Origin of the sequence: Cryobacterium zhongshanensis (assembly GCF_022760445.1) — a bacterium.
Taxonomy (GTDB): domain Bacteria; phylum Actinomycetota; class Actinomycetes; order Actinomycetales; family Microbacteriaceae; genus Cryobacterium; species Cryobacterium algoricola.
The window spans coordinates 373,200-385,654 of record NZ_JALGAR010000001.1 but is presented as its reverse complement, the minus strand read 5'-3'; the positions used below and the strand labels follow the sequence as shown (position 1 = coordinate 385,654).

Here is a 12,455-nt window from a genome sequence, read left to right as displayed (position 1 = left end):
ATTCTAACCGGCGGATATTGCCGCTTCCTCGCGGAGCTCCTCCTCGCGCTCCCAGGCATCCCGCACGAGGCGGTACCAGAGGAACACGGCGAAGCCGGCGAAGACGACCCACTCGACGGCGTAGAAGATGTTCAGCCAGTTGAGGGAGGCATCCGTGAGCGGTGCGGGCGAATCGATTGCGGTGAGACCGGATGCCGCGGCCCCGTCGACGATGTAGCCCGGGTAGACCGCGGTGCCGTCGAAGCCGGCCCAGAGGTTGATCAGGGCCGCAGTGGACACCGTCGTCATGCTGTGCGGGTCTCGGCCGTCCGCGGGAACGACGGGGGCTTCGGTGGGGAGGAACCGGCCGGCCAGGGTGATGACCTGGTTGGCGGGGACCGCCGCGAGGCTGCCCATCGTCGACCGGGCCGCCGCCTCGTCCGCCACCCAGCCGCGCGCGACGGCGATGCTCGCTCCCGCACTGCTGCCGCCGCCGGCACCGACGATGAAGTGGCTCACGATCCAGTACCCGCTCGTCCCGTCGTTGGAACGGTCGCTGATCAGCTGCTCGTCGCCGGGCACGTAGCTGCCGTCGACGGTCACGAGCTGGCCGGTCGCGGAATCGCGCGGAGCTCCGCCGGGGGTCACGACCTCGTCGAGGGGTTTCACGGTCTCCGTGCTCCGCTCCACGACCACGCCGGATGCGACGGCGCGTTCGAGCTGCCAGTGCCCGAGTGCCGCGAAGCCGGCCGCGACGGCGAGAGCGAGGAGGAGCGCGAGAATCCAGCGGGGGCGGAACATCATGCGGATCATTGGTAGTCACCTGTCCCGGCGTCGGGTGCCGGCTTGTCCCTCTGGGCGCGAGTGCGCGAAAGTCGTTTGGCGTATTCGGCCATCGGGTCGGCGCCTGAGGCCTGGCCGGACTCGGAGCCGGAGTCGGTGCCGGGGCCTGGGCCGGGATCTGTGTCCGAGTCCACGCCGAGAGACGAGTGCACGTCGGCAGGAGAGTGCGCCTGCGTCCCGGCATCGGCATCGGCACCGGCACCGGCATCGGCACCGCCATCGGCGTCCGGGTGTGCGTTTGCATTCGGGTTCGCGCCTGGGCGCGCGGCGACGTTCGGGCGTCCCTGCGTCGGCAGTGGCGTCGGACCGTCGAGTTCGTCGATGCCGTCGTCCACAACGTGCTTGACGTACTCGCCGCGCTCGGCCTGTTCCGCCCGCTCGTCGTGGTCGGCACGCCGGTCGTGGTCCGTGCGCTTCCGCGGCTCCGGCCGCACGGGCGGCAGCGGCTGTTCGCCGAGGTGGGCGGCGGCGCGCTGCGCGTCCTGGTCGCTCAGTGCGCCGGCTGTCGCCGCGTCGACGAGCCGGAACTCCTCGGCGTGCATCGGGTCGCGGTCGGGCCGGATTGCCGCGCGCTTCCGGCGACGACCGGGCAGCAGGGCGCCGAGCCGTTCCGAATTCGCGGCGAAGAGCGGACCGAGGATGGCCATGGTGAGCACGTAGAGGCCCGCGAACGGCTGGAGCAGGCCGTTCAGGCCCGCCCCGACCGAGAGGGTCGCGAGGATGAGCGTGAACTCTCCGCGGTTCACCAGGATCGCGGCGGCATTGAGCCCCTCGGAGATTCCCATCGAGTGCAACCGGGCCAGCAGCATCCCCGAGATCAGGTTGAGCACGAAGGTCATCACGACCGCCGCGAGCACGACGAGGATGACCGAACCGAACTCCGCGATGTGCAGCGCGAGGCCGAAGTTGAGGAAGAAGAAGGCGGCGAAGATGTCCCGCAACGGGACCGCGACACGTTCGAGCCGGGTGCGGTAGGTGCTCGCGCCGAGGACGACGCCGATCAGGAACGCGCCGATCGCATCCGTCACCCCGATGATCTCGCCGATGCCGGCGAAGAGCACGGCAAGCCCGAAGAACAGGATCGTGAAGAGTTCGTCGTCCTTGGTGCGGACCAGGCGGGACACGACCCGGCCGCCCCAGCGGGCGAGGGAGAACATCACGACGAGGAAGAGGAACGCGATGCTGAGTTGCAGCACGATCGGCCAGATCTCGGTCTTGCCGCTCAGCACGACCGAGACGATCGACAGGTACACCGCGATGAAGATGTCGCCGACGACGGTGACGCCGAGGATCATCGGCGTTTCCTTGTTGGCGAGGCGGCGCAGCTCGATCAGGAGTTTGGTGATGATCGCGCTCGAGGAGGTGCCGGTCATGCCCGCGATAACGAGGGCCTCGCGGGTACCCCAGCCGACCATCATGCCGAAGGCGAAGCCGATGCCCATGTTGATCACGACGTAGGAGCCGCCGGAGAGCAGCAGTTTCCCGGCATCGTTGAAGAATTCCTCCTGGTCGAACTCGAGGCCGAGGCTGAACAGGAGCAGGATGAGCCCGAAGACGGCGATGAGCTCGATGTCGGCGGAGTGGAAATCGAGCGGGAACCAGTGGGTGTACGGGCTCGCGAACAGGCCGACGATCATGTAGATCGGGATGGACGGCAGGCCGATCAGTTTTGCGGCGCGACCGAGCACATAGGCCACGACCAGCAGGATGCCGAGTGTGATCAGGTCCGTGCCGAGGTTCATCCGTTAGCCCCCAGGGGGCGCGTCGACGGTCTTGGCCTTGAGCTCACCGGTGCGGAAGAACGTGAACGCCTTGGCGACCTTCTCCGGGGACCCGGCGACGACAAGCGTGTCACCGGGGAAGACCCGGAAGTCCTGGGCCGGTGCTGGGTTCGCAGACTCGCCGCGGACGACGGCGACGACCGTGAGGCCGGCGATGCCGCGGTCTGCGGGATTGCCGAGGGTCTGGCCGGCGATGTGGTCCTCGTAGTCGACCGTGAACCAGTCGATGCTGAGACCGGGGATCTGGTCGAGCGCGGTGAGCGACTCGGTGATCTGGGTGCCGCCGAGGAGTTCGGCGAGGGTGTGCGCCTCGTCTTCGTTGAGGCGCAGGGAGACCTTGCTCGCGTCGGGGCCGCCCTCGTCGTCCGCGAAGGTGATGAGGTCGCTGTGTCCGGAGCGGTGGGCGATGACGCCGACCTTGCCGCCGTCATCGGTGATGAAGGTGTGCAGCACACCCACTCCGGGAAGCTTGACCCGCCGAACGTCAACCATGGTTACGACTCCTGAAGATTAAGGGCAAGTGGACCCAGTCTACCGATGCCGTCCGTGGCCCCGGCCGGGGCGGCCCCGTGCATCCGCCCACGCGCTCGCGCCGGTTTCGGCAAGCCGCGCCCGAGACGGCGGGCGCGGCCTGCGCAAACCGGCGCGGACACGAACGCAACCAGGCGCGGCCTGCCGAAACCGGCGCGGAGACGAACGGATGTCGGGCGTGGGCCGCCGAAATCGACGCGAGCGCGAACGGATGCGCGGCGACGGTGCCGCGCCAAGCATCCGCTCAGGCGCGGCAGCACCGCCCCACATTCCACTGGTCACACCACCCCGCTTCGGCAGGCCGCGGCCGAAACGGCGGGCGCGGCCTGCGCAAACCGGCGCGGGCGCGAACACAAGCGGGCGCGGCCTCCAGAAACCGGCGCGGGCAGCGGATGTCAGTCTCGGGCCGCCACCAAAAATCCGCTCAAGCGCTGCAGCCCCGGCCCCACCACCGCCCTCGTTTCTGCTGGCCGCACCCGAAACGGCGGGCGCGACCTGCGCAAACCGGCGCGGTCGCGAACGCAAACTGGCTCGCCCTGCCGAAACCGGCGCGGGCACGAGCCAGTGGCGGCGCGGATGCCGCGGCTCGGGCGATGCGAGGCCGGCCCGGCTCCCCTCAACAGGGTCGCCGACGGGGAGTTTCTGCACAGTCCCGGAGCTCACGCCCTCGGGCCTGGCCTCCCAGGTGGAACCTCGGCACATGTCAATCTCAGCCGTGACGCCCCTCTCCCTCCTTGTTGCCATCGCCCGTCCTGACGGGATTATCCTCAGCCGCGACGCGCGGGCGGTTGGCCTGCAGCGCGAACTGCGCTCCGAGATCGAGCGAGGTCAGCTCGTTCGGCTACGGTGGGGCGCCTACACGCTCGCCGTCGAATGGAGACTTCTCAAGCCGGAGAAGCAATACCTGCTCCGCGTTCGCGCGCTGGCCGCGATGAGCGAAGCACCGGTCGTCTTCTCGCACCACTCGGCCGCCGCGATTTGGGATCTCCCCGTCGTGGGCCGCTGGCCGGCGGGCATCGAGGTCCTGACAGCTACGGCGAGCGGCGGCCGGTCGAAACACGGCACATTCCGGCGGTTCCAGGACGGACCGGTCTCCATAGTCGAACACGACGGTCTCCTCGTCACTTCCCCGGCTGACACCGCCGTCGCGCTCGCGCGAGTGGTCTCCTTTCCTGCCGCCGTCGCGATCGTCGACAAGGCGATCCACACACCACGACACGGCACGGCCCTGGCTACCCGTGAGGAACTCGAAGTCGCCCTCGCGGGGCTTCCGCACCGTGCGCGGGTGAACGGGCGGTCCGCGGCATTCCGGGCGGTCGAGTTCGCCAGCCCGGAATCGGGTTCGGCGGGCGAATCCGTGAGCCGCGCGCTGATATTCATGCTGGGCTTCCTGATGCCAGAACTGCAGGTGCGCTTCGACGATGAGGCCGGCTTCATCGCCTTCGTCGACTTCTTCTGGCGCAAAATCTCGAAAGTCGGCGAGTTCGACGGTTTCGGCAAGTACGTCAAAGAGGAATTCACCAAGGGACGCACGACGGTCGAGGTCATCATGGACGAAAAACGCCGCGAAGACCGGGTGCGAGCCTGCGGCCCGACGGTCTCTCGCTGGGATTGGGACCTACTCAGGGAGCCTTCCGCATTCGGCCGATTCCTCATTGCCCGGGGTGTTCCGCAGGTGCGCTGACGGCCCGGCACGACGACGCGAGTACGGTCGCGACATCGGGTCCGGCACGTATCCGTAAACCGCCGCCGCGCCGGTTTTGGCAAGCCGCACCCGAAATGGCCGGCGCGGCCTGCCCAAACCGGCGCGGTCACGAATACAACCAGCGCGGCCAGCCGAAACCGGCGCGGGAATGGCACGGCCACAGGCCAGGCCACGGGCCGAACGGATGCCAGACACGGGCCGATGCCCCACATCCGCTCACGCGCTGCAATACCGGCCCCGCCGCCGCGCCGGTTTCGGCAAGCAGCACCCGAAACGGCGGGCGCGGCCTGCCCAAACCGGCGCGGGCGCGAACACAAACCGTCGCGCGCTGCCGAAACCGGCGCGGGCGCGAGCACAAACCAGCGCCGGCACGAGCGTGAGCCTGAACCTCACACCCCGCCGGGCGGCCACGGAAACCCGGGCAGGCCCCGCACCCGGCCGGCACCGCCGCGCCGGTTTCCGCAAACCGCACCCGAAACGGCGGGCGCGGCCTGCCCAAACCGGCGCGGGCGTGAACACAAACCGGCGCGCGCTGTCGAAACCGGCGCGGGCGCGAACGACCGAGCAGGGAGCCGGGGCGCAAACGGATGCCGGGCGCACGTCGTGCGCCCGGCATCCGCCAGGGGGTGGTGCTGCCGCGTCAGTTCGTGACGGCGTCGCCCATCGCCGACCGCTCGGTCAGGACAATGTCGGGAGCCTCGAGGCGCACCCGGTCGGCGGACTCGTCGTCGGGTTCGAGCTGCGAGGCCCGTTCCGCGGCGACGCGCTTGAGGTAGACCGCGACCTCGCGTTCCTCGTGTTCGGCGTCCCAGCCGAGCACCCCGGCCATCAGTCGGGCCGCGACCGGCGCCGCGGACACGCCGCGATCCCACGCCTCGATGGAGATACGGGTGCGCCGCGCGAGCACGTCGTCCAGGTGCAGGGCACCGAGGTGACCGGCCGCGTACACGACCTCGGCCTGGATGTAGTCGTCGGCTCCCGGCAGCGGCTCGATCAGCTCAGGGCGCTCACGGATGAGGTCGAGCAGTTCGTCGGTGAGGGTGCCGTACCGGTTGAGCAGGTGCTCGACCCGCACGGTGTGCAGCCCGAAGGCGGTGGCGATCCGGGTGCGCTTGTTCCACGCGGCCTTGTATCCCTCCGCGCCGAGCAGCGGAATCTCGTGCGTCGTCGACGGGGCGATCTTCCCGTCGAGGGCGTCCACGGCGGCGTCGATGGCGTCCTTCGCCATGATCCGGTATGTGGTCCACTTGCCGCCGGCGATCACGACGAGACCCGGAACGGAGTGCCCGACCAGGTGCTCACGGGACAGCTTCGAGGTCTGCTCCGACTCCCCCGCGAGCAGCGGCCGGAGGCCCGCGTAGACACCCTCGACGTCCTCGCGGGTCAGCGGCACGCGCAGCACCGCATTGACGTGCTCGAGCAGGTAGTCGATGTCGGCGGCCGTCGCGGCGGGGTGCGCCTTGTCGAGGTGCCAGTCGGTGTCCGTGGTGCCGATCAGCCAGTGCCTGCCCCACGGGATCACGAAGAGCACACTCTTCTCGGTGCGCAGCAGCAGCCCCATCGCCGACTGGAACCGGTCCCGCGGCACGACGAGGTGGATGCCCTTGCTCGCCCGCACCTTGAACGTGCCGCGCTCACCGACCATCCGCTGGGTGTCGTCCGTCCAGACGCCGGTCGCGTTCACGACCTGCTTCGCGCGTACCTCGAAACGTTCGCCGGTCTCGAGGTCGTGCGCCCGCACCCCCACGACCCGTTCGCCGACCTTGATGAAGCCCTCGACCCGCACCCGGTTCGCCGCGTGCGCGCCGTAGAACGACGCGGTGCGCACGAGCGACGCCGTGTACAGGGCGTCGTCGACCTGCGCGTCGTAGTAGGTGATGCCGCCGACCGTCGCGTCGGCGTCGAGGCTCGGGATCATGCCCATCACCTGATGCTTGGACAGGTGCCGGTGGTGCGGAACGCCGGGCGGGCGACCGCCGGTGTAGGAGAAGATGTCGTAGAGCAGCATGCCGGCGCCGACGTAGAAGCGCTCGGTGACTCGCTTCTTCAGCGGGTACAGGAAGCGCACCGGTTTGACCAGGTGCGGGGCGATCCGCTGGAGGAGCAGCCCCCGCTCGGTGAGCGCCTCCCGGACGAGGCGGAAGTCGAGCTGCTCGAGATAGCGGATGCCGCCGTGCACGAGCTTCGACGACCGGCTCGACGTGCCGCTGGCCCAGTCCCGTGCCTCGAGAATGCCGACGCTCAGTCCGCGGGTGACCGCATCGAGGGCGCTGCCCGCGCCGACGATCCCGCCGCCGACGACGAGAATGTCGACCTCTTTGGATTTCAGCCGTTCAATGGCCGCGGCACGTTCCGCCGGTCCCAGCTTGTTCGACCGCGTGACCGAATTCCCTGTTGCCATGTGGGTACTCCCATCGAGATGGTGGTGCGTACCTCGACGCTAGTTCGTTCGGTACGGCGCGACAACCACCTCGACGCGCTGGAATTCCTTCAACGTCGAATACCCGGTGGTCGCCATCGACCGGCGGAGTGCGCCGACCAGGTTGGCGGTGCCGTCCGCGATCGGAGTCGGCCCGTAGAGGATGGTCTCGAGCGGGGCGACGGTGCCGACCTCGACGCGCTTGCCCCGGGGCAGCTGCGGGTGGTGTACCTCGGCGCCCCAGTGGAATCCGCCGCCGGGGGCATCCGTCGCCCTGGCCAGCGTGGTGCCGAGCATGACGGCGTCCGCGCCGCAGGCGAGCGCCTTGACGATGTCGCCGGAGGTGCTCAGGCCGCCGTCGGCGATGACGTGCACGTAGCGTCCGCCGGATTCGTCGAGATAGTCGCGGCGAGCGCCGGCGACATCGGCGACGGCCGTGGCCATCGGGGCGTGGATGCCGAGCGAGGCCCGCGTGGTCGAGGCCGCGCCGCCCCCGAAGCCGACGAGCACACCGGCAGCACCGGTACGCATCAAGTGGAGGGCCGCCGTGTAGGTGGCCGCACCGCCGACGATGACGGGAACGTCGAGCTCGTAGATGAACTTCTTGAGGTTGAGCGGCTCCTGGTTGAGCGAGACATGCTCTGCGGACACCGTGGTGCCGCGGATGACGAAGAGGTCGACGCCGGCGGCGACGACGGTTTCGTACAGTTCCTGGGTGCGCTGCGGGGAGAGGGCTCCGGCGACGGTGACCCCGGCGGCGCGGATCTGGGCGAGCCGCGCGGTGACGAGCTCCGGCTTGATCGGCTCGGAGTACATCTCCTGCATACGGGCGGTCGCACGGTCGGCCGGCAGCTCGCGGATCTCGGCGAGGAGCGGTTCCGGGTCGTCGTAGCGGGTCCAGAGGCCCTCGAGGTCGAGCACACCGATGCCACCGAGCTGGCCCATCATGATCGCCGTCGTCGGCGACACCACGGAGTCCATCGGAGCGGCGAGGAAGGGGATCGCGAATTCGTACGCGTCGATCGTCCAGCTGACGTTCACGTCTTCCGGGTCGCGGGTGCGCCGGCTGGGCACGACCGCGATGTCATCAAAGGCGTACGCGCGGCGAGCGCGCTTGGAGCGGCCGATCTCGATTTCCATACCCCCAGCTTAGGCGCAGCCCGTAACCGGAGGAGGTGAACCACTAAGCTGGCGCAAATCCTGCAGGTGAGACCCGCAAACCTGCCCGATGCACCAGGAGCACCCGATGTCGTCCGAACAACCCACCGAGTCCGCGAAGCCCCGCCTCAACCTGATGTTCAGCAACCTGGAGCTCGTGATCGCGGTGCTCCTCGGCCTTGTCTCGATCGCCACGGCGTACGCGTCATTCCAGGCGGCCCTCTACGACAGCCAGATGGCCGGGGCGTACACCAAGGGGTCGACCCAGTCGACCGAGGCGGAGTCGCTCTACCTCGAGGCCAACCAGCAGTTCCTGGAGGACACCCAGGTCTGGAACCGCCTCGCCGAGCTCGATATCGAGAAGGACAGCACGAATGCCGCGATCGCCGCGGACGCGACGGGGAAGTACGACACCCTGACTTTCCAGGCGGTCTCGACGGACTTCGCCGCGGCCATCGCCCGGGCCGACGCCGCCAACACGGCCGACGCCACGGTCTACCACAGCCCGCTCGACGACGAGGAATACCAGAGCACCCTGTTCGGTAGCTATGCGGAGGGGCAGGCGAAGTCGGTCGCGACGATCAGCCAGGGCGACGAGTACAACAGCCTCAGCGACCGGCTCACGCTCAACACCGTGCTGATGTCCATCTCGCTCTTCCTGCTCGGCATCGCCGCCCTCGTGCGACAGTTCAAGGTGCAGCTCGTGTTGATGTCGACCGGCGTGGTGATCTTCCTCGCCGCCGCCGCGCTGACCGCGGTGATCCCCTACGTCGGCCTGTAGCGGCGCGAGCCGTGCGAGCTGCACGTAAGGCTGTCGCGGCGGTTGCCGCGCTGGCGCTCCTGGCGAGCCTGGCCGCGTGCACGACCGGCGGCCCGGTCGCCCCGAACGGCGGTGACGGCCCGGCGGCCGGCAGCTGGACCGTGCTCACCTACTCGATCGCCGATACCGATCTCGAGCCGTTCATGATGGCCGACCTCGGTGAGATGGGCGAGGTCGGCTCGCACGACGGGCTCAACCTCGTCGCCCTCGTCGACCGCTCGGCGGACTACAGCACCGAACCCGTGCTCGGCCAGGCCGACTGGACCGGCGGGAAGCTCCTGCACGTGCTGCCAGGCGGCGCCGAGGTGATGGACGACCTCGGCCCCGTCGACACCGGCGACCCCGCCGTGCTCTCCTCCTTCATCACGCGCGGCATCACGGCGTTCCCCGCGGAACACTACGCCGTGATCGTCTCCGACCACGGCGCATCCTGGCCGGGAGTCGGCGGCGACGAGTCTGCCGACGGTGACCCGCTGAGCCTCGCCGAGCTGAACGACGCGATCGGCAGCGGCCTGAGCGCCGCCGGCGTCGCGAAGCTCGACCTGCTCGGCTTCGACGCGTGCCTGATGGCGACCTACGAGGTCGCCAGCACCCTCGCACCGCGCGCGGACCGCCTGCTCGCCTCCCAGGAGCTCGAGCCAGGTCACGGCTGGAACTACACCGCCCTCGAGCCTGCCGCACAAGGCGCCACCGTCGACGAACTCGGGTCAGCCCTGATCCAGGGGTTCCAGTCCCAGGCAGAGACCGAAGGGGACGCGGCAGAAATCACCCTCTCGCTCGTCGACCTCGGCAAGCTGCCGGCAGTGGATGCCGCACTCGCGGCCTTCAGCAACGGCCTGGTCGAGCGCGGGTCCGGCATCGCCCCCGTCGTGGGCCGCACCCTCGCCGGAACCCTCGGCTTCGGGCGCAGCCCCGATCCGGCCGAGGACTCCTTCATGGCCGACCTCGGCATCCTCGCCGGCGAGATCGGCCAGGGCGACACCGCGGAAACCGACGCGGCCGGGACACTCGTGCGGGCGATCAGTTCAGCGGCAGTCGACAAGGTCGACGGCCAGTCCACCGCGGGTGCCACCGGGCTGTCGATCTACTTCCCACCCCAAAAGGCCTATTTCGCGGACGACTACCGGGCACTCGGCACCGCGGGCGGCTGGCTCGACTTCCTGACCTCCTACTACGCGGCCGGCGGTGCCATCCCCGGCGGAGAGAAGGCCCGGTTCACCGACAGTGGCGCCGAGGTCTCCTTCGGCGCGGACGGCCTGAGCATCAGCGCCACGCTCGACCCGGCCGGGCTCGGGAACGCGGCGAGCGCATCCGTGCGATACGGCCTCATCGAGGCGGACGGCTCGGTCACCTACCTCGGCGAGCGACCGGCGACGGTGGATACGGGCGGGTCCGGGCGGGTGCATGGGGGCTACGACCTCACCCAGCTCACCCTGGGCGACGGCACCGACACGACGCCCGCATACGCGCAGTTCGGCGACGACACGGGCGCTGCCGCGTCCGGACCCGGATCCGGATCCGTCACGGTCGACGTGCCGATGGCGTACTACTCGCCCGGTGACGTTGCGGGAGAGACCTACCAGGACGTGCTCCTGAGCCTCACCCTCGACGGCGCGAGTGGAGAGATCCGCAACGAGACCTACTTCGCGTACGACGACAAGCTCGGCAGTTACGGCGAGCTCACCGCTGACCCGACCGGCATCATCGTGCCCGAGCGGCTCAACGTGCAGGGCGACGGCACCGAGAGCTGGGTCGGCACGAGCGACTACGGCCTCTACGCCGACCTCCCTGCCTTGCACTACGCCTTCGCCAGGCTCCCCTCCGGCAGCCGACTGCGGATCGACCTGACCGTGACCGACTTCGGCGGCAACAGCGCCAGCGTGAGCGGCACGGCCACCGTCCCCTGACCCGCACGGCCCGCGCTGTCGTGAGGTGTCGCAGATCGACGTTCGTTGCGCCCGCGAACCTCGATCTGCGACACCTCAGCGAGGCAATCGATCGGTGCGCGCGGCGCACAGAAGGTGCAAGCTGCTGTCATGGACATCGAAGCCGAACCACTGTCCCTGCTGCGCGAACGCACGAGCCTCAAGTGGCGCGCATTCCCCGACGACGTGCTGCCCCTCTTCGTCGCCGAACTCGACTACCCGCTCGCCGAGCCGATCAGGGACGCCCTCTTCGAAGCCGTGCGGCGGAGCGACACCGGCTATGCGGCATCCGCTGCGCCGCTTGCCGACGCGTTCGCCGCCTTCGCCGCCCGGCGCTGGGGCTGGCACGTCGACCCCGGGCAGGTCGTCGCGACGAACGAGGTGGGCTCGGCCGTCGTCGAGGTGCTGCGGATGATCCTCGCGCCCGGCGACGAGGTCGTGATCACTCCGCCGGTGTACCCGCCGTTCTTCGACCTCGTGCCCGAGGCGGGCGGCCGCGTCATCGACGTGCCGCTGCTGCACGGGCAGACCGGCTGGACGCTCGACCTCGACGGCCTCGAGGCCGCGCTCCGGCGGGGCGCCCGCGCCGTGCTGCTCTGCAATCCGCAGAACCCGCTCGGCCACCCGCACGGCATCGAGGACCTCACGGCACTCGCCGAGCTCGCCGAACGGTACGGGGCCTTCGTGGTCAGCGACGAGGTGAACGCCCCGCTCACCTACGGCGCCGAGAGTTTCACGCCGTACCTCACGGTGTCCCCCGCCGCGGCGCGGCACGGCGTCTGCGTGACGAGCGCGAGCACGGCCTGGAACCTCGCCGGCCTCACCTGCGCGCTCATCGTCACGGCCTCCGAGCGGATGCGTCTGCTCACCTCCGCCCTGCCGCCCGGGATCCGCGAGCGCACCGGCCACCTCGGGCTGCTCGCGAGCACCGCCGCGTTCCGGGACGGCGGCCCGTGGCTCGACGCGGCGCGCACGGCGCTCGAGGAAAACCGCGGCCTGTTGGCCGGGCTCCTCGACGCACACCTCGGCGGTGTCGGCTACGAACAACCGCGGGCCGGCTACCTGGCCTGGCTGGACCTGCGCTCCCTCGGCTGGGGCGACGACCCGGCGGCCGTCGCCCTCGAGCGCGCGAAAGTCGCACTCATGCCCGGACTGCTCTTCGGCGCTGCCGGCGCCGGTTTCGCCCGGCTCAACTTCGGCTGCTCACCCGAGGTGCTCAGCGAGGCCGTGTCGCGGATCGCCGCCGCGACCTGAGCCGCGCGCGGGCCCCGCGCCGCGGCATCCGCCACCCGCC

9 protein-coding genes are annotated in these 12,455 nt (G+C 69.9%); 4 read left to right on the top strand and 5 right to left on the bottom strand.

The window, feature by feature from the left end; translation table 11 throughout:
* Positions 1-3: 3 nt before the first annotated feature.
* Genes MQH31_RS01800 through MQH31_RS01790 form a run of 3 tightly spaced genes read right to left on the bottom strand, consistent with a single transcriptional unit; the run spans position 4 to position 3,095 of the window.
* Entirely contained in the window at positions 4-792 is a 789-nt protein-coding gene (locus tag MQH31_RS01800) for an SURF1 family protein (protein ID WP_243010686.1), read from the bottom strand.
* Positions 789-2,564 carry a cation:proton antiporter gene (locus MQH31_RS01795; RefSeq protein ID WP_243010685.1) on the bottom strand — a complete coding sequence of 592 codons (1,776 nt, stop codon included), beginning with the start codon at positions 2,562-2,564 and terminating at the stop codon, positions 789-791. Before MQH31_RS01795 ends, MQH31_RS01800 begins: the two co-directional genes overlap by 4 nt.
* Positions 2,565-2,567: 3 nt before the next feature.
* Complete coding sequence (locus MQH31_RS01790; RefSeq protein ID WP_134449944.1) at positions 2,568-3,095, bottom strand: cation:proton antiporter regulatory subunit; 528 nt, start codon at positions 3,093-3,095, stop codon at positions 2,568-2,570.
* A gap of 739 nt (positions 3,096-3,834) precedes the next feature.
* On the opposite strand from MQH31_RS01790, the gene MQH31_RS01785 reads away from it, so the two are divergent.
* Positions 3,835-4,818 carry a hypothetical protein gene (locus MQH31_RS01785; RefSeq protein ID WP_243010684.1) on the top strand — a complete coding sequence of 328 codons (984 nt, stop codon included), beginning with the start codon at positions 3,835-3,837 and terminating at the stop codon, positions 4,816-4,818.
* 661 nt (positions 4,819-5,479) lie between these two features.
* On the opposite strand, the gene MQH31_RS01780 is transcribed toward MQH31_RS01785, so the two are convergent.
* Positions 5,480-7,240 carry a glycerol-3-phosphate dehydrogenase/oxidase gene (locus tag MQH31_RS01780; protein ID WP_134534093.1) on the bottom strand — a complete coding sequence of 587 codons (1,761 nt, stop codon included), beginning with the start codon at positions 7,238-7,240 and terminating at the stop codon, positions 5,480-5,482.
* Between the two features lie 39 nt (positions 7,241-7,279).
* Positions 7,280-8,398 carry a GuaB3 family IMP dehydrogenase-related protein gene (locus MQH31_RS01775; RefSeq protein WP_134534095.1) on the bottom strand — a complete coding sequence of 373 codons (1,119 nt, stop codon included), beginning with the start codon at positions 8,396-8,398 and terminating at the stop codon, positions 7,280-7,282.
* 106 nt (positions 8,399-8,504) lie between these two features.
* Between MQH31_RS01775 and MQH31_RS01770 the strand changes: the two genes are divergently transcribed.
* From MQH31_RS01770 to MQH31_RS01760, 3 genes are all read left to right on the top strand, one after another.
* Positions 8,505-9,197 carry a hypothetical protein gene (locus MQH31_RS01770; RefSeq protein WP_243010683.1) on the top strand — a complete coding sequence of 231 codons (693 nt, stop codon included), beginning with the start codon at positions 8,505-8,507 and terminating at the stop codon, positions 9,195-9,197.
* 11 nt (positions 9,198-9,208) lie between these two features.
* A complete protein-coding gene (locus MQH31_RS01765) occupies positions 9,209-11,143 on the top strand; it encodes a clostripain-related cysteine peptidase (protein WP_243010682.1) in 1,935 nt (644 codons plus the stop codon).
* A gap of 129 nt (positions 11,144-11,272) precedes the next feature.
* Positions 11,273-12,415: a MalY/PatB family protein gene (locus MQH31_RS01760; protein WP_243010681.1), complete on the top strand. Its 1,143-nt coding sequence runs from the start codon at positions 11,273-11,275 to the stop codon at positions 12,413-12,415.
* The last annotated feature ends 40 nt before the right edge of the window (positions 12,416-12,455 follow it).